This window comes from Sphingomonas sp. PP-CE-3A-406 (genome assembly GCF_003688625.1).
Lineage (GTDB): Bacteria > Pseudomonadota > Alphaproteobacteria > Sphingomonadales > Sphingomonadaceae > Sphingomonas.
The window spans coordinates 624,667-649,859 of the sequence record NZ_RCWY01000003.1; the positions used below are offsets into that span (position 1 = coordinate 624,667).

23 protein-coding genes and 1 tRNA gene are annotated in these 25,193 nt (G+C 65.7%); 21 read left to right on the forward strand and 3 right to left on the reverse strand.

Annotated elements, in window-relative coordinates; all coding sequences use genetic code 11:
• Positions 1-150: 150 nt before the first annotated feature.
• A complete protein-coding gene (locus tag C8J44_RS14875) occupies positions 151-1,086 on the reverse strand; it encodes a DUF808 domain-containing protein (protein WP_121905124.1) in 936 nt (311 codons plus the stop codon).
• 133 nt (positions 1,087-1,219) lie between these two features.
• On the opposite strand from C8J44_RS14875, the gene C8J44_RS14880 reads away from it, so the two are divergent.
• From C8J44_RS14880 to C8J44_RS14895, 4 genes are all read left to right on the forward strand, one after another.
• Entirely contained in the window at positions 1,220-2,230 is a 1,011-nt protein-coding gene (locus tag C8J44_RS14880; RefSeq protein ID WP_121905481.1) for an adenosine deaminase, read from the forward strand.
• Positions 2,227-3,195 carry a bile acid:sodium symporter family protein gene (locus C8J44_RS14885; RefSeq protein WP_121905125.1) on the forward strand — a complete coding sequence of 323 codons (969 nt, stop codon included), beginning with the start codon at positions 2,227-2,229 and terminating at the stop codon, positions 3,193-3,195. Before C8J44_RS14880 ends, C8J44_RS14885 begins: the two co-directional genes overlap by 4 nt.
• 87 nt (positions 3,196-3,282) lie before the next feature.
• Entirely contained in the window at positions 3,283-5,442 is a 2,160-nt protein-coding gene (locus tag C8J44_RS14890) for a histidine kinase dimerization/phosphoacceptor domain -containing protein (RefSeq protein WP_121905126.1), read from the forward strand.
• A 98-nt stretch (positions 5,443-5,540) separates the two neighbouring features.
• Positions 5,541-6,752, forward strand: coding sequence for an MFS transporter (locus C8J44_RS14895; protein ID WP_121905127.1), 1,212 nt, complete (start codon positions 5,541-5,543; stop codon positions 6,750-6,752).
• 290 nt (positions 6,753-7,042) lie between these two features.
• On the opposite strand, the gene C8J44_RS14900 is transcribed toward C8J44_RS14895, so the two are convergent.
• A complete protein-coding gene (locus C8J44_RS14900; RefSeq protein ID WP_121905128.1) occupies positions 7,043-8,374 on the reverse strand; it encodes an MFS transporter in 1,332 nt (443 codons plus the stop codon).
• Between the two features lie 213 nt (positions 8,375-8,587).
• On the opposite strand from C8J44_RS14900, the gene C8J44_RS14905 reads away from it, so the two are divergent.
• From C8J44_RS14905 to C8J44_RS14955, 11 genes are all read left to right on the forward strand, one after another.
• A complete protein-coding gene (locus tag C8J44_RS14905) occupies positions 8,588-9,808 on the forward strand; it encodes a ubiquinol oxidase subunit II (RefSeq protein WP_121905129.1) in 1,221 nt (406 codons plus the stop codon).
• A 10-nt stretch (positions 9,809-9,818) separates the two neighbouring features.
• Positions 9,819-11,819: a cytochrome o ubiquinol oxidase subunit I gene (gene cyoB, locus C8J44_RS14910; RefSeq protein WP_060527632.1), complete on the forward strand. Its 2,001-nt coding sequence runs from the start codon at positions 9,819-9,821 to the stop codon at positions 11,817-11,819.
• Between the two features lie 4 nt (positions 11,820-11,823).
• Complete coding sequence (cyoC, locus tag C8J44_RS14915; RefSeq protein WP_060527634.1) at positions 11,824-12,462, forward strand: cytochrome o ubiquinol oxidase subunit III; 639 nt, start codon at positions 11,824-11,826, stop codon at positions 12,460-12,462.
• Positions 12,459-12,842, forward strand: coding sequence for a cytochrome o ubiquinol oxidase subunit IV (gene cyoD / locus C8J44_RS14920; protein WP_056063531.1), 384 nt, complete (start codon positions 12,459-12,461; stop codon positions 12,840-12,842). Before cyoC ends, cyoD begins: the two co-directional genes overlap by 4 nt.
• Positions 12,842-13,558 carry an SURF1 family protein gene (locus C8J44_RS14925; protein ID WP_121905131.1) on the forward strand — a complete coding sequence of 239 codons (717 nt, stop codon included), beginning with the start codon at positions 12,842-12,844 and terminating at the stop codon, positions 13,556-13,558. The genes cyoD and C8J44_RS14925 overlap by 1 nt, the downstream gene beginning before the upstream one ends.
• Complete coding sequence (locus C8J44_RS14930; RefSeq protein WP_121905132.1) at positions 13,555-14,868, forward strand: ATP-binding protein; 1,314 nt, start codon at positions 13,555-13,557, stop codon at positions 14,866-14,868. The genes C8J44_RS14925 and C8J44_RS14930 overlap by 4 nt, the downstream gene beginning before the upstream one ends.
• Before the next feature lie 8 nt (positions 14,869-14,876).
• A complete protein-coding gene (locus C8J44_RS14935; protein ID WP_056490014.1) occupies positions 14,877-15,410 on the forward strand; it encodes a response regulator transcription factor in 534 nt (177 codons plus the stop codon).
• 36 nt (positions 15,411-15,446) lie between these two features.
• Positions 15,447-16,505 carry a spore photoproduct lyase family protein gene (locus tag C8J44_RS14940; RefSeq protein ID WP_121905133.1) on the forward strand — a complete coding sequence of 353 codons (1,059 nt, stop codon included), beginning with the start codon at positions 15,447-15,449 and terminating at the stop codon, positions 16,503-16,505.
• Positions 16,506-16,581: 76 nt separating this feature from the next.
• Entirely contained in the window at positions 16,582-17,376 is a 795-nt protein-coding gene (locus C8J44_RS14945; RefSeq protein WP_121905134.1) for a class III extradiol ring-cleavage dioxygenase, read from the forward strand.
• Positions 17,377-17,386: 10 nt separating this feature from the next.
• Entirely contained in the window at positions 17,387-17,959 is a 573-nt protein-coding gene (locus C8J44_RS14950) for an NADPH-dependent FMN reductase (protein ID WP_121905135.1), read from the forward strand.
• Between the two features lies 1 nt (position 17,960).
• On the forward strand, positions 17,961-18,815 hold the full coding sequence (locus tag C8J44_RS14955) for a pirin family protein (RefSeq protein WP_121905136.1): 855 nt from the start codon (positions 17,961-17,963) through the stop codon (positions 18,813-18,815).
• Here C8J44_RS14955 and C8J44_RS14960 read toward each other — a convergent pair.
• Positions 18,812-19,669 carry a peptidylprolyl isomerase gene (locus C8J44_RS14960; protein WP_121905137.1) on the reverse strand — a complete coding sequence of 286 codons (858 nt, stop codon included), beginning with the start codon at positions 19,667-19,669 and terminating at the stop codon, positions 18,812-18,814. The two genes, C8J44_RS14955 and C8J44_RS14960, sit on opposite strands and share 4 nt — an antisense overlap.
• 88 nt (positions 19,670-19,757) lie before the next feature.
• Between C8J44_RS14960 and C8J44_RS14965 the strand changes: the two genes are divergently transcribed.
• The 6 genes from C8J44_RS14965 (at position 19,758) to C8J44_RS14990 (ending at position 25,145) form a co-directional block, all read left to right on the forward strand.
• Positions 19,758-19,848 (forward strand) — tRNA-Ser (locus C8J44_RS14965).
• Between the two features lie 1,062 nt (positions 19,849-20,910).
• Positions 20,911-21,882: a GTP-binding protein gene (locus C8J44_RS14970; protein WP_220683121.1), complete on the forward strand. Its 972-nt coding sequence runs from the start codon at positions 20,911-20,913 to the stop codon at positions 21,880-21,882.
• Complete coding sequence (locus C8J44_RS14975) at positions 21,882-22,910, forward strand: WD40 repeat domain-containing protein (protein WP_121905138.1); 1,029 nt, start codon at positions 21,882-21,884, stop codon at positions 22,908-22,910. Before C8J44_RS14970 ends, C8J44_RS14975 begins: the two co-directional genes overlap by 1 nt.
• A complete protein-coding gene (locus C8J44_RS14980) occupies positions 22,907-23,149 on the forward strand; it encodes a DUF1289 domain-containing protein (protein ID WP_121885637.1) in 243 nt (80 codons plus the stop codon). The genes C8J44_RS14975 and C8J44_RS14980 overlap by 4 nt, the downstream gene beginning before the upstream one ends.
• Entirely contained in the window at positions 23,146-23,982 is an 837-nt protein-coding gene (locus C8J44_RS14985) for a nickel permease (RefSeq protein ID WP_121905139.1), read from the forward strand. Before C8J44_RS14980 ends, C8J44_RS14985 begins: the two co-directional genes overlap by 4 nt.
• Positions 23,979-25,145: a GTP-binding protein gene (locus tag C8J44_RS14990; protein ID WP_121905140.1), complete on the forward strand. Its 1,167-nt coding sequence runs from the start codon at positions 23,979-23,981 to the stop codon at positions 25,143-25,145. Before C8J44_RS14985 ends, C8J44_RS14990 begins: the two co-directional genes overlap by 4 nt.
• The last annotated feature ends 48 nt before the right edge of the window (positions 25,146-25,193 follow it).

The following is a 25,193-nucleotide window of genomic DNA, read 5'->3' on the forward strand; positions in this document are numbered from 1 at the left end:
GTTCCCCAATTGGGCCCCGGCCTTCGCCGGGGTGGTGTTTTGTGGTGGTGCTAGCGCCTTACAACTAACCGCGATGTGTTTCCCCGCGAAGGCGGGGATCCAGACTGGGCTCCCGCGGGAGAACAAGGAAGGGCGGGGAACGCCTGTTGGTCAGTGTGCCTTCGGCTTCTTCACCGCATGCAAGCCCAGCGCGATCGCGCCGCCCAGGATCAGACCGACGATCCCCGAGAAGAACGCGTTCATCGCCCAGTTCACCGCGCCCTTGGCGAACGGCACCGCGTGCGAAGCCGCCTCCGCCGTATCGTGGATCCAGTGCGGCAAAGCGGTGAATCCGAATTCCTCGATCCCGTGAACGATGATCTGCCCCCCGACCCAGACCATCGCTGCGGTGCCGATCACCGACAGTGCCGACATGACAAGGGGCATACCCTTCACCAGACCGCGCCCGATCGCCTGCACGACCGCGCTGCTGCGCTGCGCCAGATGCAGCCCGATATCGTCCATCTTCACGATCAGCGCGACCACGCCGTAGACGCCGATGGTGATCACGATCCCGACCAGCGCGAGCACGATCGCCTGCTCCCAGATCGGCTTGGTCGCGACATCCGACAGCGCGATCACCATGATCTCGGCGGATAGGATGAAGTCGGTGCGGATCGCGCCCGAGACCTTCTGTGCCTCGAGCGTCGCTGCATCGACCGACGCCTCGACGACCTCCTCGGCATGACCGCCGCCGAATGCCTCGAGGATCTTCTCCGCGCCCTCGAAGCACAGATACGTACCGCCGATCATCAGCAACGGTGTCAGCAACCACGGCGCGAACGCGCTCAGCGCCAACGCGGCTGGCAGGATGAAGACCAGCTTGTTGCGGAACGATCCCAGCGCGATCTTGCCGATCATCGGCAGTTCGCGCTTCGGCTCGAACCCGACCATGTAGCGCGGCGTGACGGCGGCATCGTCGACCACCACGCCGATCGCCTTGCTGCCCGCCTTGCCGGTGGTCGCGGCGATATCGTCGAGGCTGGCGGCGGCGAGCTTGGTGATCCCGGCAATGTCGTCGAGTAGTGCGACCAATCCTGTCGGCATCGATGGTGTCCTTCGCGTAAGTATCGCCGCTCGGTAACGTGACAGGATTGTCATGCAACGGCTTTCGCACTTGCGGTAGTGCGTGGCGGGCGGAATGGTTGCAGCCACCGCGACCCAAGCGACAGGACGGATCATGACCGACGACTTCATCACGAACCTGCCGAAGGCGGAGCTTCACCTCCATATCGAGGGCAGCCTGGAGCCCGAGCTCATGTTCGCGCTGGCCGAGCGCAACAAGGTCGCGATCCCGTTCAAGAGCGTCGAGGACGTCCGCGCGGCATACAGCTTCACCAATCTCCAGACCTTTCTCGATATCTATTACGCGGGGGCCGCGGTGCTCCAGACCGAAGAGGATTTCCGCGATCTGGCGGTCGCCTATTTCGACCGCGTCGCGCAGGACGGTGTGGTGCATGCCGAGATCTTCTTCGATCCGCAGACGCACACGCACCGCGGCATCCCGTTCGACGTCGTCGCGCGCGGTCTGTTCGCGGGGATCGACGAAGCGCAGGCCAAGCACGGCATGTCGGTCGGGCTGATCATGAGTTTCCTCCGCCATCTCGACGAGGAGGACGCGTTCAAGACGTTCGCGCAGGCGGAGCCGTGGCTCGACCAGTTCATCGGCGTCGGGCTCGATTCGTCCGAGGTCGGCCATCCGCCATCGAAGTTCGCGCGCGTGTTCGCGGCGTCGGCGGATGCCGGGCTGATGCTGTGCGCGCATGCCGGTGAGGAGGGCCCGCCCGCCTATATCCACGAGGCGCTCGACATCCTCCAGGTCGATCGGATCGACCACGGCAACCGCGCGCTGGAGGATCCGGCCTTGGTCGCGCGCCTCGCACGCGATGCGATGACGCTGACCGTGTGCCCCTTGTCGAACGTGGCGCTGCGCAACGTCGACCGACTGGAGAACCATCCGATCGACCGGATGCTCGATCTCGGCCTGCGCGCGACGATCCATTCGGACGATCCGGCCTATTTCGGCGGCTATATCGGCGAGAATTTCCGCCAGACGGCGCGCGCGAAGAACTTGTCTCGCGAGCAGATCGTGACGCTCGCGCGCAACAGCTTCCTCGGCAGTTTCCTGGATGACGACGCGCTCAGCGGCCACCTCGCGACGCTCGACGCCTATGTGAAGGCGCATCCATGATCGGGCGGTTCCTCTCCGTCTTCGAGCCGTTCATCCTGATGCTGCTCGGCACCGTCGTGCTGGCGAGCCTGCTGCCCGCGCGCGGCGAGATGGCAACGATCGTCGGTTACGCGGCGGATATCGGCATCGTCCTGCTGTTCTTCCTCCACGGCGCGAAGCTGTCGCGCGATGCGATCTGGGCGGGCCTGCGCAACTGGAAGCTGCATCTGGCGGTGCTGGCCATCACCTTCGTCGCGTTCCCGCTGTTCGGACTCGGGCTGACCGCGTTGCCGTTCGTGACCGGGCCGCTTGCCGCCGGGCTGTTGTTCCTGACCTTGCTCCCCTCGACCGTGCAGTCGTCGATCGCCTTCACCGCGATTGCGCGCGGCAATGTCGCGGCGGCTGTGTGCAGCGCGTCGTTCTCGAACCTGCTCGGCATCCTCGTGACGCCGGCGCTGGTCGCGCTGCTGATGAACACTTCGGGCAGCGGCGGAATCTCGATCGAGAGTATCGAGGCGATCGTGTTGCAACTGCTGGTGCCGTTCGTCGCAGGACATCTGTTGCGGCCTTGGATCGGTGCGTGGGTGACGCGCAACAAGGGCCTGCTGACGGTGGTCGATCGCGGGTCGATCCTGCTGGTCGTCTACAGCGCGTTCGGTGCCGCGGTGGTGGAAGGCCTCTGGACCAAATTGTCGATCGGCGACCTGATCCTGATCGGACTGCTATGCGCCGCGCTGCTCGCGTTCGTGCTTGGGCTGACGTTTGCCGTTGCGCGGCTGATGAAGCTGCCCCGCGAGGATGCGATCGTGCTGCAGTTCTGCGGTTCAAAGAAGAGCCTCGCGTCGGGCGTGCCGATGGCGGGCGTGCTGTTTCCGCCCGCGCAGGTCGGCGTGATCCTGCTTCCCGTGATGCTGTTCCACCAGTTGCAGCTGATCGCCTGCGCCGTGATCGCGCGCCGCTATGCCGGGTCCGCGCCGCCGTCCTGATCCTGATCAATAGGCCCATTGCGAGGGTATTTGCTTTGTTCCGCAATGACCGCCACAGCGGTTTTGCTGACAAGGGGGCCTTGGCCGATGACTGCGCAGAACGATGTAGACGCTACTGCGCTCGATCAGGCGCAGACCCAGGACAGCGGGCTGGACCTGACCGCGTGCGACCGCGAGCCGATCCATATTCCGGGTTCGATCCAGCCGCACGGCCTGTTGCTCGTTGCAGATCCGGCGTCGCTGAAGATCGTCGCGGGGGCGGGTGATATCGAGGGGCGGCTGGCAGCAGAGTGGCTCGGTGTCGGTCTTGCGCAGGTGTTGGCGCAGGTTGTCCCGACGGACGACGTGGGGCCGGGGGGGATGGTCGGCGATCCGGTGATGGGATCCACCGAACGCTTCGAGGTGACGATCCACCGCAGCGGCGATTATCTGCTGGCCGAGCTCGAGCCGGTCGAGGCCGCGCCGATGACCGCGACGCAGATGCTCGGTCGACTCAACCCGATGATCACGATATTCGAGCGCGCGACCGATCTGAGCACGCTGTGCGACCGCGCCGCCATCGCGTTCCGCCAGCTCACCGGGTTCGACCGGGTGATGATCTATCGCTTCCTCGACGACGACGCCGGCCGCGTCGTGGCAGAGGACAAGGCCGTCGGCCTCGGCACTTTCCTCAACCATCATTTCCCGGCATCGGACATTCCGAAGCAGGCGCGCGCGCTGTACGTCCGCAACCGGACGCGGACGATCCCGACGATCGCCTATGCGCCCGCCGTGCTGCGTCCCGCTGGGTTCGAGACGCTCGATCTGAGCGACGTGACGGTACGCAGCGTGTCGCCGATCCACCTGCGCTATCTCGCCAATATGGAAGTTGCGGCCTCCGCGTCGATCTCGATCGTCAAGGACGGGCTGCTCTGGGGCCTGATCGCCTGCCACAACGCCACGCCGCGCGGCCTGAGCCCCGACGTCCGCGCCGCATCGGCGACGCTGGCCAGCGGGCTGGCACGCCAGATCCGCGCGAAGGAAGAGGCCGAGATCTACCGCGAACGACTGCGGCTGCGCGGCGCCGAGGATGCGGTGGTCGCCAAGCTCGCGACCGAACCGGCGCCGCGCAGCATCGTCGTGACGTTGCGCGACGACCTGCGGCGGATGCTCGACGCCGATGGGTTCGCGTTCGTGCAGGGAACGATCGTCGACACCGACGGAGTCTGCCCCGCGCATGACGAAATCCGCGATCTCGTCGCCTGGGTCTGCGCGCGCAGCGGGATCGAGCCGCTGGCGACGCACGAGCTCCCCTCGCTGCTGCCGCGCGCGGACGCCTATCGCGCCTGCGCTAGCGGGGTGCTGGCGATGCCGTTGATCGACGATGGCGCGATGCTGTTCTGGTTTCGTGCCGAACAGGCCGAGGAGGTCGAATGGGCGGGCAATCCGCACAAGGCGGTGTCGCTCGATCCGACCGCGGTGCTCACCCCGCGCACCTCGTTCCAGTCCTGGACCCAGGTCGTGTCGGGCCGATCGCGCCGCTGGACGCTGGAGGAGATCGAGGCTGCGCATCGCCTGCGCCGCGCGTTCCACGACGCGCATATCAATCAGCGGCTGCGCCTGCTCAATGCGGATCTGCAGCGCACGCTCGCCGACAAGGACGTGCTGATCGCGCAGAAGGACGTCCTGATGAAGGAGGTCAACCACCGCGTACAGAACAGCCTCCAGCTGGTCGCCGCGTTCCTCGCGCTCCAGGCGAAGGCGTCCGACGATGCCAAAGTGAAGGAGCATCTCGCCGAGGCGCAGGCGCGGCTTTCCGCGGTCGCGCTGGTGCATCGCCGGCTCTACCGCGACGATCAGGTCGAGTCGGTCGACCTCTCGCGCTATCTGGAGGAACTGGCGGGCGACATGAAGACTTCGCTCGGCGCGGAATGGGCGGCGCAGATCCGGCTCGATCTCGCGCCGATCCTGGTGCCGACCGACCGGGCCGTGAACATCGGGCTGGTCCTCACCGAACTCGTCATCAACGCCAGCAAATATGCCTATGGCGGGCAGCCCGGGCCGATCCTGATCGCGCTCGAACAGCATCGCAACCGCCTCCGCCTGATCGTCGCCGACGATGGATTGGGCAAGGTCGGGACGCGCGAGGGGTTCGGCAGCCGGATGATGAACGCGATCGTCGCCGGGCTGTCGGGTACGATCGAGCATGACGACAACATGCCCGGCCTGCGCGTGATCATGACCGCGCCGATCGTCGATATCGTCTGATCGGGCGGCTTGCCGGCGAACGCATGCTTGGGCGCGGCTGATATTTGCTCGGGCGCCCGCGGGTTGAAGCTTTATGCTGCACCTGCGAAATAAACCGGATGATCGATACCGACCAAACCGTTGCCGACTCCGCCGTTCCTCAGGTTAATGCGCGGCTCGCATTGCTCGCGCTCGCGGTCGGTGGCTTCGCGATCGGGACGACCGAGTTCGCTGCGATGAGCCTGTTGCCGCAGTTCGCACGCGGACTCGGGATCGACGAGCCGACCGCGGGGCACGTCATCAGCGCCTATGCGCTCGGCGTCGTCGTGGGTGCGCCGACGATCGCAGTGCTGGCGGCGAAGATCGAGCGGCGGGTGTTGCTGATCGGGTTGATGACGTTCCTCGGGATTGCCAACGGCCTGTCCGCGCTCGCGCCGACCTATAACCTGATGTTGCTGGCCAGATTCCTGAGTGGCCTACCCCATGGCGCGTATTTCGGGGTCGGATCGCTGGTCGCGGCGTCGATGGTGCCGCGCGAGAAGCGGTCGCGCGCGGTGTCGCGGATGATGCTCGGGCTGACGATCGCGACGATCGCGGGTGTGCCGCTCGCGAACGGCATCGGCCAGTGGTTCGGCTGGCGCTGGGGCTTTGGGATCGTCGCGATCATCGCGGTCGCGACGGTGGCGATGCTGTTTCGGTTCGCGCCCGTCTTGCGCCCCGCTAAGGATGCCAGCCCGCTGGGAGAACTCGCGGCGTTGCGTAACGGGCAGGTTTGGCTGACTCTAGCGATCGGTGCGGTCGGGTTTGGCGGGATTTTCTGCGTCTACACCTATCTCGCCTCGACGCTGACCGAAGTGACGGGCGTATCGTCCGCGTTCACGCCCGTGGCGTTCGCGCTGTTCGGCGTCGGCATGACGATCGGCACTTTGGTCTGCGCGAAGGCCGCGGACGTGGCGCTGATGCCCGCCGCGGGGATCACGTTGCTGTTCGGAGCGGGGGCGCTCGCGCTCTACGCGCCAGCGACGCCGCATCTCTGGGCGATGTTGCCGGTGGTGGTGTTGATCGGGTGCGGCGGCGGGCTCTCGACGATCCTGCAGACGCGACTGATGGATGTCGCGGAGGAAGCGCAGACGTTGGCGGCGGCGCTCAACCATTCCGCGTTCAATACCGCCAACGCGCTTGGCCCCTGGCTTGGCGGCCTGGCGATTGCGGGCGGGTATGGGCTGCCGTCGACTGGGTGGGTCGGGACGGCGCTGGCGCTGGGCGGGTTTGCGATCTGGGCGGTGTCTTGGGGATTGGATCGCCGGCGGGTTTCAGTGATGACCCGCTGACTACTGTTCTCCCGCGAAGGCGGGAGTCCAGGGTTACTGGCGGTGGCGCTGGTGGCTCCTGGACCCCCGCCTTGGCGGGGAACGGTCATGTGGAGCGCCCGCGCTGCCCTATTTCCCCACCCCGCCGAAGGCCGGGGCCCAATTGGGGGACGGTGCTAACTAGCGGCAGCGCTCCGTTATTGCAGCCTTACCAATTGGGCCCCGGCCTTCGCCGGGGTGTTGCTCTTCAGTTCGTGAGATGTCGTGGGTGCGGAGAGGGGCTAGGCGGTAAGTCCGTCAGCCCCGACCAATCACCGCGCGATGTCGCGCTTCGCCAGCTGCTTGTTCAGGCCCAGTGCGATCAGCGTGAACACCGCGCCCGAGAACAGGTACGCGCCACTTGCTGCCAGCCCAAGCTTGCTCGTCAGCAACAGCGCCGCCAGCGGAGCGAACCCCGCACCGAACAGCCACGCCAGATCGGTCGTCAGCGCCGACCCCGTATAACGATGCTGCGGCGACAGGCTCGAGGCGATCGCGCCCGAGGACTGGCCGAACGACAGGCCGAACAGCAGGAAGCCGATGCCCATGAACAGGCGCTCGCCGATCTCGCCGCCATCGAGCAGCGACGGTGCGGCGATCGCGAACAGCGCGATCAGTACCGCGATCGTGCCGAGCATCGTGCGACGACCGAACCGGTCTGCGAGCAGCCCCGATACCAGCATCGCGCCGATCCCGATGATCGCGCCGATCACCTCGACAACGAGGAAGCGACCTGCCGATTCACGCGTGAACAGCACGACCCACGACAACGGGAACACCGTGACCATGTGGAACAGCGCGAAGCTCGCCAGCGGCACGAACGAACCCAGCCAGATCGCCTTCCACTGCGACTGCACGGTCTCGACCACCGGGGCGGGCTCGAGCTCGCGCTTGGCGTACATGTCTTCGAATTCTGGCGTCACCACCAGACGAAGACGCGCGAACAGCGCGACGACGTTGATCGCGAACGCCACGAAGAACGGATAGCGCCAGCCCCAGGCGAAGAAATCTTCGGTCGGCAACGCGGCGACGAAGAACGCGAACAGGCCGCTCGCGACCAGCAAGCCGATCGGCGCCCCGAGCTGCGGCAGCATCGCGTACCAGCCGCGATGCTTTTCCGGCGAGTTCAGCGACAACAGCGAGGCGAGGCCGTCCCAGGCGCCCCCGAGCGCGATGCCCTGGCCGATACGGAGCAGCGCGAGGATCGCGACCGACCAGTTGCCGACCGAATCATAGCTCGGGATGAACCCCATCGCGACGGTCGAGGTGCCGAGCAGGAACAGGGAGATCGTCAGCTTGACGCTGCGGCCGTACGCACGATCGACCGCGATGAAGATGATCGAGCCGATCGGGCGGGCGATGAACGCCAGCGCGAACACCGCGAACGAATACAGCGTGCCCTGCAACCGGTCGACATACGGGAAGACCAGGGTCGGGAACACGAGCACCGAGGCGATCGCGTACACGAAGAAGTCGAAGAATTCCGAGGTGCGGCCGATCACTACGCCGATCGCGATCACGCCGGGCGTGACGTGCTCGCCGTCGCTGTGGATACTGCGAGCATCGGCTTCGAAGCTCGTCTCGGGGATCGTGTTTGCACTCATTCTTCAACTCGCTCTTCAGGGCGCGAACCCGATGATACGCTGTTCCGGCGGATACGGGCAGATATATTCCGTCCCAGTCCTCCGCGCCCAATGCGGGCAGTGGTGATCTATGCTAATCTTGGTAACGATAAAGCCATGCCGATGTTGCAGTGCAGCGCCCATTGGACAAATTGTCCACTGTAGCGCGGCGAAAGTGAGGCGTAGGGGGTCCGCATGATCGTTGAGAAAACCGTTTCCCGCGCGAAAAAATGGCTGGCCGTGCTGCCGCTTGCGCTGCTCACCAGCGGCTGCAACTGGGTCGTGATGTCCCCCTCGGGCGATATCGCAGTGCAACAGCGCGACCTCGTGCTGATCGCGACCGGGCTGATGCTGCTGATCATCGTCCCGGTGATCGCGCTGACGCTGCTGTTCGCGTTCCGCTACCGCCAGGCGAACACCGAAGCCAAGTACGAGCCCAACTGGGATCACTCGGTCGGGCTCGAGCTACTGATCTGGGGTATTCCCCTGCTGATCATCATCGCGCTCGGCGCGCTGACCTGGACCAGCACGCATCTGCTGGATCCGTACCGTCCGCTCGGTCGGATCAAGCCCGATGCGCCGACGCTCGCGAACAACGTGCCGGTCGGCAATCTGGTCGACCAGCAGCAGTTGGCGAACGGCGTCGGCAAGCCGCTCGAGGTTCAGGTCGTCGCGCTCGATTGGAAGTGGCTCTTCATCTATCCGGAATACGGCATCGCCACGGTCAACGAACTGGCCGCGCCGGTTGATCGTCCGATCCGTTTCTCGATGACCTCGTCGTCGGTGATGAACGCGTTCTACATCCCTGCGCTCGCCGGCATGATCTACACGATGCCCGGCATGCAGACGACGCTGAACGCGGTGATCAACAAGCCCGGCAACTACGAGGGCTTCTCGTCCAACTATAGCGGCGCTGGCTTCTCGGGGATGCGCTTCCGCTTCCACGGCGTCAGCGACGCGGGCTTCCAGGCCTGGGTCAACCAGGTCAAGCAGCGCGGGGGCGGTCTCAATCGCGCGAGCTATCTCCAGCTGGAGAAGCCGAGCGAGAAGGTTCCGGTCCGCTATTACAATGCGGTCGAGGCGAACATGTTCAAGCTGGTCGTCGAGCAGTGCGTCCAGCCCGGCAAGGTCTGCATGTCGCAGATGATGCACGGCGGCAGAGGCGGGGGGGACTCGCACGCCGGCATGGCGATGCCCGGGGTCAATGGCGGCAAGGGCCCGCAGGAGACCTCAGATCGCGTCAAGGGCGCGTTGCTCAAGGACGCGGACGAAAAGGGAAGCGGCAACCACTGGACCGCGCCGGCCGACATAAAACAGGACGGCGCCAACAGCGCGCCCGGCTCGCAGTCCAACCGCAATCATACGATGCTGACCCCCTCCACCATGCCGGGCACGCGCCCCGTCGCGAACGGCTAGAGAAACCATCATGAACGACACCCTGTTGAAGACTATCTTCGGCCGCCTGACCCTGGAGTCGCTGCCGCTGCACGAACCGATCGTCGTCGCCACCTTCGCGATGGTGGCGATCGGTGGGCTCGGGCTCGTCGCCGCGCTGACCTATTTCAAGGTCTGGGGCTATCTGTGGAACCAGTGGTTCACGAGCGTCGATCACAAGAAGATCGGCATCATGTACATCATCCTGGCGATCGTCATGCTGTTGCGCGGGTTCTCCGACGCGATCATGATGCGCGCGCAGCAGGCGATGGCGTTCAACGGCTCGGAAGGGTACCTGACCGCGCATCACTACGACCAGGTGTTCACCGCGCACGGCGTGATCATGATCTTCTTCGTGGCGATGCCGTTGGTCACGGGCCTGATGAACTACGTCGTCCCGCTCCAGATCGGTGCGCGCGACGTGTCGTTCCCGTTCCTCAACAATTTCAGCTTCTGGATGACCGCGGCCGGTGCCGTGATCGTCATGATGTCGCTGTTCATCGGTGAGTTCGCACGGACAGGCTGGCTCGCGATGCCGCCCCTCTCAGGGTTGGCGTATTCGCCAGACGTCGGTGTCGATTACTATATCTGGGCTTTGCAGATCGCGGGCATCGGGACGTTGCTATCCGGCGTTAATCTGGTCGCGACCATCGTCAAGATGCGCGCACCCGGCATGACCATGATGAAGATGCCGATCTTCACCTGGACGTCGCTCTGCACCAACATCCTGATCGTCGCCGCCTTCCCGGTCCTGACCGCGGTTCTCGCGATGCTGTCGCTCGATCGCTACATTGGCACCGCGTTCTTCACGAACGACTCGGGCGGCAACCCGATGATGTACGTCAACCTGATCTGGATCTGGGGTCACCCCGAGGTCTACATCCTGGTCCTGCCGGCGTTCGGCATCTTCTCGGAAGTCACCTCGACCTTCTCGGGCAAGCGCCTCTTCGGCTACAGTTCGATGGTCTATGCGACGCTCGTCATCACGATCCTCGCTTACCTCGTCTGGCTGCACCACTTCTTCACGATGGGGTCGGGCGCGAGCGTGAACTCGTTCTTCGGCATCACCACCATGATCATCTCGATCCCGACCGGGGCCAAGATCTTCAACTGGCTGTTCACGATGTACAAGGGCCGGATCCGGTTCGAACTGCCGATGATGTGGACGATCGCCTTCATGGTAACCTTCACGATCGGCGGCATGACCGGCGTGCTGCTCGCGGTGCCGCCCGCCGACTTCGTGCTGCACAACTCGCTGTTCCTGGTTGCGCATTTCCATAACGTGATCATCGGCGGCACGCTGTTCGGCATGTTCGCCGGCATCAACTACTGGTTCCCGAAGGCGTTCGGCTTCAAGCTCGACAAGAAGTGGGGCACGGTATCGTTCTGGTGCTGGGTGGTCGGCTTCTACTTCGCGTTCATGCCGCTCTACGTGCTCGGCCTGATGGGCGTCACCCGCCGGATGCGCTATTTCGACGATCCGAACCTGCAGATCTGGTTCGTCATCGCCGCCTTCGGTGCAGCCCTGATCGCAGCCGGCATCGGTGCCTTCCTGCTCCAGATCTTCGTCAGCATCCGCAACCGCGAGGCGCTGGCCGATCACAGCGGCGATCCCTGGGGTGGCCGTACGCTGGAGTGGGCAACCTCGTCGCCGCCACCGGAGTACAACTTCGCGTTCACGCCGATCGTCCACGACCTGGACGCCTGGTACGACATGAAGGAGCGCAAGCACGAGCGGCCTGTGACCGGCTTCAAGTCGATCCACATGCCGAGCGGCACCGGAACGGGCGTCGTGCTCGCCGGTCTCAGCGTGGCGTTCGGGTTCGCGATGATCTGGTATATCTGGTGGCTCGCAGGGCTGGCACTCGCCGGCATCTTCGGCACCACGATTTTCCACACGTTCAACTACAAGCGCGACTTCCACATCCCGGTCGAGGACGTGATCGCCACCGAGAACGCGCGCACCCGCCAGCTCGCGACCCAGGGAGCCTGACGCGATGTCCGCAATACCCATGAAGGATGGCCTGAACGAGACCGAGAAGGTCTCGTTCTACGACATCGACGAGCATGAGCATCCCGACGGCGGCAGCACGATGCTGGGCTTCTGGATGTACCTGATGAGCGATTGCCTCATCTTCGCGGTGCTGTTCGCGGCCTATGCCGTGCTCGGCAACAGCTATGCCGGCGGTCCCAGCCCGAAGGAGATCTTCGAACTGCCGCTGGTGGCGGTGAACACCGCGATGCTGCTGTTCTCGTCGATCACCTACGGCTTTGCGATGCTGTCGATGGAGGAAGGTCGCCAGCGCGTCATGCAGATGTGGCTGGTCTTCACCGGCCTGTTCGGCCTCGCGTTCCTGTCGATCGAAATGTACGAGTTCGCCAACCTCATCCATGAGGGTGCGGGCCCGACCCGCAGCGCGTTCCTGTCGTCGTTCTTCACGCTCGTCGGCACGCACGGCCTTCACGTTACGATGGGCCTGATCTGGCTCGTCACCCTGATGGTCCAGGTCCAGAAGCACGGCCTGATCGCCGCGAACAAGCGCCGCCTGATGTGCCTCAGCATGTTCTGGCATTTCCTCGACGTCATCTGGATCGGCGTCTTCACCTTCGTCTATCTGATGGGCACCCTGCGATGAGCGATCCCCAAGCACCGGCGAACAATCCGCACGCCGATCACGACCATGACAATGGCGCCGCACACGGCACGCGTGGCAGCTACCTCAAGGGGTTCTTCCTCTCGGTCATCCTGACCGCGATCCCGTTCTGGGCTGTGATGACCGGCGCGTTCAAGGATCCCTCGACCGCCGCGCTCGTCGTGATGGTCTTCGCGGTCGCGCAGATCGTCGTCCACATGATCTACTTCCTGCACATGAGCGGCAAGTCGGAGGGCGGCTGGACGATGATGGCGCTGATCTTCACGATCATCCTCGTCGTCATCACGCTCAGCGGATCGATCTGGGTGATGTACCACATGAACACGAACATGATGCCGATGCAGGCCGCGGCAGACATGTGATGCAGACGCGATCGGGCCCTGCCGTCTACGTCGCAGGCCTGGTCGCGCTGCTGCTGTTCGCCGGGTTCATGGCGCTCGGCATCTGGCAGATCGAGCGCCGCACCTGGAAGCTCGACCTGATCGAACAGGTCGCGGCGCGCTCGCACGCCGCGCCGGTCGCCCCGCCCGGACCCGCTTCCTGGAACGCGATCACAGCCACCACCGACGCCTATCGCCGTATCCGGCTCGACGGCACCCTCGATAACGCACGCGAGACGCTGGTCCGCGCCGCAACCGCGCTCGGTAGCGGCTATTGGGTCGTGACCCCCTTGCGGACCGCCCAAGGCTTCACCGTCCTCGTCAACCGAGGCTACGTCTCACCCGAACAGCGCGTTGCGCATGCCAAGCCGACCGGCCCGGTCGCGATCACCGGCTACCTCCGCATCACCGAGCCAGGCGGCGGCTTCCTGCGCCACAACGACCCCGCAACCGGCAAATGGTATTCGCGCGACGTCGCCGCGATCGCCAGCGCGCGCGGCCTGTCGAACGTCGCCCCCTATTTCGTCGACGCGGACAAATCGGGCACCGCGGCCCCGGTCGGCGGCCTGACGATCATCGCTTTCCCCAACAACCACTTGGTCTACATGCTGACCTGGTTCGCGCTCGCCGCCATGACGATCGGCGCATTCGTCGTGTTCGTCCGCCAGGATGCGCGGAAGCGGCGGGGGGCGGAATGACCTCGGAGGCGGCACGCCAGGGCTGGCAACGCTGGCTCGCGCTCGCCACCGCGCGCACCGACGCGACCGGCAACGCCAACATGCGCCAGCTGGTGACGCTGCGCTGGATCGCGGTCGCCGGCCAGTTCGTCACCATCTTGTTCGCGCGCTTCGGCCTCGGCTTCGACCTCCCGCTCGTGCCGATGATGGCGGCGCTCGCCGCCGCGGTCGGGCTCAACCTCGCGAGCATGCCGCTCTACGGCTGGCGCAAGGGCGCGAACATCCAGCTCCTGCTCGCGCTCCTGTTCGACGTCGGCTTGCTCACCACGCAGCTGTATCTGGCGGGCGGCGCGACCAACCCGTTCATCTCGCTCTATCTGCTCCACGTCGTGCTCGGCGCAGTGCTGCTCGATCGCTGGTCGAGCTGGGCGATCGTCGCCGTCACCGCCGCCTGTTTCGGCGTGCTCACGCTCTATTACCGTCCGCTGATCCTCCCCCCCGACTACAGCGGCGAGTATTTCCTGCTCTACACGATCGGCTCGCTGCTCTGCTTCATGCTGATCGCGACGCTGCTGATGCTGTTCATGACCCGCATCACCGGAAACTTGCGCGCCCGCGACACGCGCCTCGCCGACCTTCGCCAGCAGGCCGCTGAAGAGGATCACATCGTCCGCATGGGGCTCTTGGCATCCGGCGCTGCGCACGAACTCGGCACGCCGCTCGCATCGATCGCCGTGATTCTCGCCGACTGGCGCCGCATGCCGACGCTCGCACAGGACGCCGACCTCCAAGCCGAGATCGTCGAGATGCAGTCCGAGGTCCAGCGCTGCAAGGCGATCGTCACCGGCATTCTCCTGTCGGCCGGTGAAGCGCGCGGCGAAGCGCCCGAGATCATGCCGCTTCACCAACTCCTCGACGGAATCGTCGACGAATGGCGCGCGGTGCACCCGTCGGTCGATTTCGACTATACCACCCGAGTCGGCGACGATCCGCAGGTCGTCTCCGACCCCGCGCTCAAACAGGTGATCGCCAACGTGCTCGACAACGCCGCCGAAGCCTCGCCGCACTGGGTCGCCTTCCGCGGCGAACGCACCGACGGCAACCTCGCGCTGATCGTCCGCGACCGCGGCCCCGGCTTCAGCGACGAACGCCTCGCCAGTTTCGGCAAACCCTATCAGTCGAGCAAGCGCGAACCCGGCCATGGCCTCGGCCTGTTCCTCGCGGTCAACGTCATGCGCAAGCTCGGCGGCGGCGTGTCCGTCGTGAACTGCGAAGGTGGTGGCGCCGAAGTCACGATCACCATGCCCCTCTCCGCCATCGCCCTGTCATGACCGGGGACATGACCGAACCGAAACTCCTGGCGATCGTCGAAGACGACGAGACCTTCGCCCGTACGCTGCGCCGCTCGTTCGAACGCCGCGGCTACGAGGTGATGCAGGCCGCCAGCCACGAGGAACTCGTTGAGCAACTGGCCGAGCGCACGCCCCGTTACGCGGTCGTCGACCTCAAGCTGGGCGGCGCGTCCGGCCTGGTCTGCGTCCAGACGCTCCACGCGCACGACCCCGAGATCCTCGTCGTCGTCCTCACCGGCTTCGCCAGCATCGCCACCGCGGTCGAGGCGATCAAGCTCGGCGCGTCGCACTACCTCGTCAAACCCTCGAACACCGACGACATCGAAGCCGCATTCGATCGCACCGAGGGCAGCGTCGACACCGAACTTTCCGAGCGCCCGACCTCGATCAAGACGCTCGAATGGGAGCGCATTCATACCACGCTCGCCGAAACCGACTTCAACATTTCGGAGACCGCGCGCCGCCTTGGCATGCACCGCCGCACGCTTGCGCGAAAGCTCGAAAAACGCCCGGTAAAATAGCCGCAACGCATAGGGGAGGGCCGACGTTGTCCTCCGATGCGTTCGCAAAAACTCTGGCAACCTCGCCGCCTGCTGGCGACTCCGTCCGCACTGACCTGGGAGCACGGTGCCGAGATTGTCGCGCGCGCAACCGCGCTCGGCGTACCCGTCACGACGCTGCCAAGCGACCGTCTCAAGCTCGATTTCCCCGACGACTCCCGCCGTGCCTATGCCGAAGCCAAGGCGACACTCGCGCTCGTCGTTGCACCACCCTCGAAGCGGAAGCTCCAGCCGATCGCCCCCAGCGCGGACTGGCGGATCGACCTTGCCGAGGGCTGCCCCGCGCATTGCGGCTATTGCTACCTAGCCGGCTCGCTCAAGGGGCCGCCCATAACGCGCGTCTACGCAAACCTGCCCGAGGTCCTCGCCGAACTCCCCGCGCATCTCGGCCAGGGCACCGTCACGTCGCGCTCGACCGCCCGAGCGCATGAAGGCACGACGTTCGAGGCGTCCTGCTACACCGACCCGCTCGGCATCGAGCACGTCACCGGATCGCTCTCCGCGCTGATCGCGCATTTCGGCGCCTGGGAAGCCGACGTGCAGTTGCGCTTCACCACCAAATTCGACGCGGTCGAGCCGTTGCTGGCTCTAGACCACCGCGGCCGCACCCGCATGCGCGCCTCGATCAACCCCGCCGCGTATGCCCGGTTCGAGGGCGGCACCAGCCCGGTCGCAGCCCGCCTGCTCGCGCTACGAAGAATGGCGGACGCAGGCTACAGGATCGGCCTGACCGTCGCCCCGATCATCGCCGCCGAAGGCTGGCGCGAGGCGTATGGCGAATTGCTCGCAGAGGCGGGCAGGGTGCTCGCCGACGTGCCCGACGTGACGATCGAACTGATCACCCACCGCTACACCCCCGGATCGAAGGCGGTGCTCGAAACCTGGTACCCCGGCTCGTCGCTCGACCTCAGCATGACCAACCGCACCGAGAAACGCACCAAGTTCGGCTCGGTCAAATATGTCTACGACGCCGACACGATGCGCGCGCTACGCACTTTCTTCCAGGATGAGATCGCCGCCAAGCTTCCGCATGCCCGTATCCTCTACTGGACCTGATCGCCGCGCTAGCCGGCAACGCAGCGTTGCCATTCGCGGCCTTCCGGTCGCCGCCATCGCCGCCTACCTCAAGACCATGACAAACTCCCGCCAGCCAACCCTCTTCATCCCGCACGGTGGCGGACCCTGCTTCTTCATGGACGACCCCGCCGGGAACTGGACCGGCATGGCCGCATACCTTCGGTCGATCGCCGCCTCGCTGCCCGAAAAGCCCAAGGCGATCCTCGTCGTATCCGGCCACTGGGAAACGCGCGGCTTCGCCTTCACCGGCGCCGTAACGCCGCCGCTGATCTATGATTACGGCGGCTTTCCCGCGCATACCTACGAGTTGCGCTACGACGCGCCCGGCGATCCCGTCTTGGCCACCCGCGCCGCCGACCTACTCCGCGAAGCCGGCCTTACTGCCACCGTGGACCCGACGCGCGGTCTCGATCACGGCGTCTTCATCCCGATGAAGGTCGCGTTCCCCGACGCCGACATTCCGGTCGTCGAGATGTCGGTCGACCGCGATCTCGACCCGGCACTCCACGCCGCCGCCGGCCGCGCGCTCGCTCCCTTACGCGACGAAGGCGTCCTGATCGTTGGCTCGGGCATGAGCTTCCACAACATGCGCGGCTACGGCGACCCGCGTTTCACCGCGCCGTCCGAAGCCTTCGACCAATGGCTCACTGCGGCGGTCGAGGCCGAACCGACTGCCCGAGCAGAAGCGCTAGCCGGCTGGGCCGAAGCCCCCGCCGGCCGCCTCTCGCACCCCCGCGAAGAGCATCTCCTCCCGCTGATGGTCGCCGCCGGCGCCTCCGATCAACCCGGTACGCAGCTCTACAACGAGCGCGTGCTGCAAACCGCAATCTCCGGCTACCGCTTCAACTAAAGGAAACTCCATGGCCCTTCCCGTCCTGCTCGCGATCTCCGGCAGCCTGCGCCGCGGCTCGTACAATACCGCGATCCTGACCACGCTTGGCGAAGCGATCACTGACAAGGCCGCGCTGACGGTCTTCGCGCTGAACGACGTGCCCCTCTATGATCAGGACGCCGACACCGACACGCCCCCCGCCGCCGTCGCAGCCCTGCGTGCGGCAATCGGCGCGGCCGACGGTATCATCATCGCCTCCCCCGAATACAACCACGGCATGTCCGGCGTCCTGAAGAACGCGCTCGACTGGGCTTCGCGACCGCACGGCAAGGCGACGCTCACGGGCAAGCCCGTCTTCACGCTCACGTCGTCGCCCGGCGCAGTCGGCGGCGCACGCGCCCACGCGCAACTGAACGAGACGCTGGCCTCGATCGGCGCCCGCACCGTCCTGCGCCCACAAGCCGTCGTCGGCGCGGTGCACGAGAAGATCGCCGACGGTCGCCTGACCGATCAGCGCACGCTCGACTTCCTCGTCGATGGCATAGACGACCTACTCGCCGACATCGCGCGGCCCACCACCGCCGACCGTGAGGCCTCCTGACATGCGCCACGTCCTCAACCAGTACCCCGCCCAGCGCGACGATATCGCCGACCTGGTGACACGACGCCCGCTGCCGGGCCCCGGCCTGCCGCAGGTCGATCCGTTTCTGTTCCTCAACCATCACGGGCCCCAGACCTACCGCCCCGGCAACAGCGGCCTGCCGTTCGGCCCGCACCCGCACCGCGGCTTCGAGACGGTCAGCTTCATCCTCAAGGGCGAGATGGCGCATCTCGACAGCGGCGGCCACGAAAGCGTCATCCGCGCAGGCGGCGTCCAGTGGATGACCGCGGGCTCGGGCCTGATCCATGCGGAGATCTCGCCCGCATCATTCAAGCGCGAAGGCGGTCCGCTGGAGATCCTGCAACTTTGGGTGAACCTCCCCGGTCGGCTCAAGATGACCAAGCCCGCCTATACCGGCCTCCAGCGCGAGGACATTCCCGCGATCCCGGTCGACGGCGGCACTGTGAACCTGATCTCGGGCAGCTTCGGAGACCAGCGCGGCCCGATCGAATCGCTGACGAACGTAGCGATGATGACCGTCGAACTCGAAGCCGGCGCCAAACTCGACTTACCAGCCCCAACCGGCCGCGCGGTCTTCTTCTACGTCGTCGCCGGCGCCCCCACGGCCAACGGCACGCCGATCAAGCCCCACCACCTCGCGACATTCGGCAACGAGGGCGACACCATCACTGTTGAGACTGAAGCCCCCGCCACGATCCTCTACGGCCATGCCGACCCGGTCGGCGAACCCGTCGTCTCCCACGGTCCCTTCGTCATGAACACCCGCGAAGAGATCGTCCGCGCGATCGAGGACTATAACGCCGGCCTGTTCGGCAAGCCGCCCGTCATCCGCTAGGGCGCCTTGCGCACCGGGGGCAGCGCGGCACAGATGTCGGCGCCCCCGGCAGGCACCGTAAAGAACGGCCCCGCCCGGTTCTCGCGCGAGGCGATCCACGCCACGAACCGCGCATTGTCCGCCGCGCGATACTCGAAACGCGGTCGCTCGGCGGCGGGCAGTTCGCTCGCAAGGCGTGCGGACACGATCGGGCTGCGCTCGCCGTCGGTCTTGTAGAACCCCAAATCCCCCGTCCCGCGCGGCAGCGACGACAGCCACTCGACCCCGTCGATCACCCGCCCGACCACCGCGATGTTCCGATCCAGCGCACGCGGCGAATGCCCGATCACGGTATACAGCTCGGCGCCACTCCCCGTGCTCGGCGCCAGATCGCGCGCGACGCCGACCATACCATAGCAATGCGGCACCCACTCGGTCGCACCATTGCCCGCGAGCGGCCACCCGTCGCGACTATACCCCGCCCATTCGGCATAAGGATCGCGCTGCGACAGCCGCGCCACCGTCGTCGGCCCGGCATGCGAATATTCCGCGGGCGGATTGGCAACGACGCCAGCGACAAGCGGCTTCTTCTCGGTCGCATCGCCCCATTGCGCGACATAATTGTCCTGCAATCGGTAGACGCTCGTCCCAGCATCCCACCAATGCGCCCGCGCCAACTTGCGTATGTTCGCGACGTGCACCGGCGCATAGCGAGGCGCGAGCCGCACTGTGAACCGGTGCCCATTGGCCAGCGTGAACACCATTAGTTCGTCGTCCGGCACCGCCACCCAGTCCGCCGCAACCGGATCGGACGGGAGCGTCGCGGCGGCCGGAACGGCCTGCGCAAGCATGGCGGCGATAAGGATATTCGACATCCCCGCAGACTGCCCCAGCCGATCACCGCACGCAATTGCTTGCGCGCGGGCGAAACCCGCACTAGCAGACCCGCTTCCAGAGCAATGCGGAGCGGTGGCCGAGTGGTCGAAGGCGCTCGCCTGGAAAGTGAGTATACGTCAAAAGCGTATCGTGGGTTCGAATCCCACCCGCTCCGCCACCCCCACGCGCAAGTCATTGTTTTGCATGGATTTTAAAATCATTGAGGTTCCTATGCCTCAGTCCGTCCGACGTAACTAAATGCGTCTCTTGACGCCGGAGGCATCCGGCAGCGCCCGGGACCTATTCGCTGATCGACAGTGGCGGTTCGGTTCACCACGTCCGACGCACACGGAACCTGCGGCAGCGATTACGCGCGCATTGGACTGCAAACCATAATTCGGCGTCATTCGCGTTCAAACCAGCACGAAGGCAACCAGGGATTGTAGCCTCCGATACAGAGACGAGATCAGGCGCGGCGCCACACGCTGGCGAGATATTTGGAGCGCGCTTTCGCCGACACGCTGATGCGGTATCAGCGATGATGGTGAGGTTCCTGTCGGTCGCTGATCCTATCGACCGATACCTGTTGGAGCTCTATGCCTTGCTAGAACGCAATATGCCTCTGGACGAATTCGACACGCACTGGTGACACGGGGGCGACACTGCCGCGCCTCGTTGGGTATAGCCCGAAGCAGCAACTAAATTGGTACACTACAACCCGTTCAAACAGGCCGGTAATATAGAAACCGGACACCTGATAACGACGTCTGAAGCCTGCATGAACAGATAAGGCATAGGCGTATGGCTCGGCCGCTCGGACTGGCCACTTCGGCCTCAATCGTCAGCCGGCAATCGCATGCGGTCTTTGCAAGCCGCGCTTGTCTGCACTAGGTTCATCCCGAACTGAGCCATAACCGCCGATGCGTCGAGGACAGCGGATGTCATTGTGCGGCTTGGTCATTGCCATCGCCCGCCGGCTCAACGGGAGCTTTGGCCTTTTGGTCACTAACGAAATCGCGATAGTCTGACTTGGTCGTCCGCACTGAAGCAGTTCATCGCTGCTTTATGAGGCCAGTCATCTGGTGCCCGCTCATATCGTGACCGCGAAATTCATCGCGTTACGGTGAACCGGGCTCCTCTAGTTGATGCCGCTACCGCAGGGGGAACGCCTTCACCACCGTTGCCGCGTTCGAAAATAGGCCATATAGGTGATGCTATATCATCGCATAGGATTCGCTCAGTGGCATCACCGACCATCCCCGTCACCGTTCTCACCGGCTATCTGGGCGCGGGCAAGACGACGCTCCTGAACCGCATCCTCAGCCAGAACCACGGCCGGAAATATGCGGTCATCGTCAACGAATTCGGCGAGATCGGCATCGACAACGACCTGATCGTCGACGCCGACGAAGAGGTGTTCGAGATGAACAACGGGTGCATCTGCTGCACCGTCCGCGGCGACCTGATCCGCATCATTGAGGGGCTGATGAAGCGCAAGGACGGCTTCGATGCGATCATCATCGAGACCACCGGCCTCGCCGATCCCGCCCCCGTCGCGCAGACCTTCTTCATGGACGACGACGTGCGCGCCCGGGCGAGCCTCGATGCGATCGTGACCGTGGTCGATGCGCGCCATGTCCTCGCCCGGCTGGAGGACAGCCATGAGGCCGAGGAGCAGATCGCGTTTGCCGACGTCATCCTGCTCAACAAGACCGATCTGGTGACCGCGCAGGAGCTTGAGGTGGTGCGCCAGCGCATCCGCACGATCAACGGCCAGGCGCGGTTGCACGAGACGCAGAACTGCGTCGTACCGCTCGAGGAGGTGCTGGAGCGCGGTGCCTTCGACCTCGACCGCATCCTCGAGATCGAACCCGATTTCCTGTCGGACGACGATCACGAGCATGACGATTCGATCACCTCGGTATCGCTGAGTTCGGCGACGGCGATCCGGCCCGAGCTGTTCATGCCATGGTTGCGCAACCTGACCGCGGTCCAGGGGCAGGACATCCTGCGGCTGAAGGGCGTGCTGTCGTTCCCCGACGAGGACCAGCGCTATGTCGTGCAGGGCGTCCACATGCTGCTCGACGGCAATCATCAGCGCGACTGGAAGCCGGACGAGGTCCGCACCAGCCGGATGGTGTTCATCGGCCGCAACCTCGATCCGGTCGCCTTGCGCGCCGGGTTCGAGACCTGCGCGGTTCCTGCCAACTGATGATCGACGCGATGCGTGAAACGCTGGTGCAAAGCCATGGCCGCCGTGTCGAGGTTGGCGCGGAGCCGACCGCGATCCTGTGGCTCGGGGACGACGCGTTGCTGACGCTCGGCGACGGCAGCGTGCGGCACATGACCGATGCGGGCGAGGTCGCCGCGCATCCGGTGCACGGCGGCGCGATCCTGGCGGCGTGCCGTCACCCCGACGGACGCTCAATCGTCACCGGCGGCGACGATGGCCGGGTATGCCGCGTGACGGCGGATGGCGAGGTTCTGGAGTTGGGCCGCTTCGACCGACGCTGGGTCGAGCATCTGGTGGCGAGTCCCGCCTCGGGCCTGATCGTCGCCGGCGTCGGTCGCGAAGCGGTGGTCTGGACGCCCGGCGCCGCCGGACCCTCGCACCGCTATGCGATCGGTTCGACGATCGGCGGCCTGGCACTCGACGGTAAAGGCAAGCGATTGGCCGTCGCGCGTTATGGCGGCGTCAGCCTGTTCTATGCCGCGACCGCCGGCAGCGGCCGCGTCGCGCTCGATTGGATCGGCTCGCACCTCGCCTGCACGATGAGCACGGACGGCCGCTATGTCGTCACCGCGTTGCAGGAGACTGGGCTCCACGGCTGGCGGCTTCCCGATCTGCGCGACATGCGGATGTCGGGCTACGTCGCCAAGACGCGTAGCTTCTCGTGGGATCGCCGCGGCAAATGGCTGGCGACCAGCGGCGATGCGTGCGCCGTCCTATGGTCGTTCGACGGCAAGAACGGCCCGATGGACAAGCCGCCGTTGCTGCTGGCTGAGCGGCGGGGCGCGATCGTCACGCGCGTCGCCTTCCATCCCCGCAGCGACTTGCTGGCGATTGGATATGACGATGGCGTCGTCGTCCTCACGCAGACCGGCGACGATAGCCCGCTGCTGGTCGATGAAGAGGGCGCCGCCATTACCGCGCTGAGTTGGAACGATGCCGGCACCCGGCTCGGCTGGGGCGACGAGGACGGCCGGATCGGCATCCTCGACATGGCCGCGCGCGCATGAAGAGCCCGTGCGTCGATATCTGCCGCTTCGATGGGCGCACCGGCTGGTGCGTCGCCTGCGGGCGCACGCAGGTCGAGTGTCGCGGCTGGCGCAAGGCGGCGCGGCCGACCCTGCTGGGGATCCAGGCGGAGTTGCCTCGCCGCCTCGCCAAGCTGGCCGCGCGTGGCATCGTCGCCTCGGAACCGGCGCCCGACCCAATTTCGGAAGACCCCGACACTATCTCGGAAGACATGGCATGACAGATCCCTCGTTCGCACTGCCCACGCTGGGCCTGATGTTCGTGCTCGGCCTGCGCCACGGGCTCGATCCCGATCACGTCGCGGTGATCGACAATATCGTCTTCCGCATGGTCGAAGAGCGGCCTCGATTGTCGCCCTGGACCGGCACGCTGTTCGCGCTCGGCCACAGCCTCGCGGTGGCGGTCGTGGCGATCGGGGTGTCGTTGTTCGCGCACTGGATCGTCGTGCCGCGCTGGACCGCGACGCTGGTCGATACGATGGTGATCGCGTTGCTGATCCTGGTCGGCACGCTCAATCTCGTCGCGCTGCTGCGACACCGTGCGTATGCGCCGGTCGGGTGGCGGGCAGGGCTGGTGCCGCGCTCGCTGCGGTCGAGCACGCACCCGGCGGCGGTCGTCGCGATCGGCGTCGTGTTCGGGCTGGTGTTCGACACCGCGACCCAGGCGGCCGCCTGGGGCGCGGCAGCCACGACGCGGGGCGGGCCCGCCGCCGCCGCCGGTATCGCGCTGGCCTTCACAATCGGCATGGTGCTCGCCGATACGCTGGACAGCCAGATCGTCAGCCGCTTGCTGCGCTCGAGCCAGCGGGCGGGTCGCGGTGCAGGCGGATCGGTCATGCGGTATCGGCGCGCGGTCGGCTGGCTGATCGTCGGTCTGTCCTACGGCATGGCGCTGTTCGCGGCGTCGGAGGCCGCGGGCTTCGCGCTCGACCTCGACGACCGGACCTTCACCGCGATCGGCGTCGGCGCTGCCACCATCGTCGCGGTGCTGCTCGCCCGCGGTGCCTGGATCGCCCGCAAGGCCGGTCGTCCCGCTCTGGAAGGCGCGGCATGACCGGTCTGGTCACCGGACCTGGTGCGCTGATCCCGGTCTCGGTCCTCACCGGCTTTCTCGGCAGCGGCAAGACGACCGTGCTCAATCGGCTGGTGCGCGATCCGCGGATGGCGCGCGCGCTCGTCATCATCAACGAATTCGGCTCGATCGGGCTCGACCATGACCTGATCGTCCGCAGCCAGGACGACATGGTCGTCGAGATGATGGGCGGCTGCCTGTGCTGCACCATCCGCGGCGACCTGTTGCGGACGCTGCGCGAGGCGCCGTGGCGGTTCGCGCGCGACGGCAAGTGCTGGTTCGACCGGGTGGTGATCGAGACGACCGGTCTCGCCGATCCGGCGCCGATCCTGCATACGCTGATGACCGACGAGCGCCTGCAGACGCTGTACCGGCTCGACGGTGTCATCACCACCGTCGACGCCGCGACCGGGATGGCGACACTCGATGCGCAGGAGGAATCGATCAAACAGGCGGCGGTCGCCGATCGGCTGCTGCTGACCAAGACCGATCTGGCCGGTGCGGACGCGCGTGCTGCGCTGGAAGCGCGGCTGCACGCGCTCAACCCCGCGGCGCCGATCACGGTGGCGATCGATGGCGCGGTCGATCCGGACCTGCTGTTCGAGGCCGGGCTGTATGATCCGACGACCAAGAGCCACGACGTCCGCCGCTGGCTGAACGCCGAAGCCTATACGAGCCCGGCCCCCCACCATCATGACGACCATCATCACGACCACCATCACGGGCATAACGATCACGCCCACCATCATCACGACGTCGATCGCCACGGCGACCGGATCCGCTCGGTCTGCCTGACCTTCGACGACCCCATTCCAGCCTTGGCGTTCGAGCGCTGGCTGGGCATCCTGACGATGTTCAAGGGCGCCGACATCCTGCGCGTGAAAGGCATCGTCAACGTCGAGGGTGTCGATCGACCGATGGTGATCCACGGCGTCCAGCACATCTTCCACCCGCCGGTCCGGCTCGACGCGTGGCCGAGCGAGGACCGCCGCAGCCGGATCGTGTTCATCACCCGCGATCTCGACGAAGCCGATCTGCGCGGCACGCTGACGCTCATGACGCTGGGGCTCGAGCATTTCGGTCTGGTCGGAGAGGACGCGATGACCCTAGGGGCAGAGGGTGGACTGATCCCGGACAGAGGCTGACGACCACGACGACCGCAGGGGCGGGGCGACTACACGACAACGGGGGAT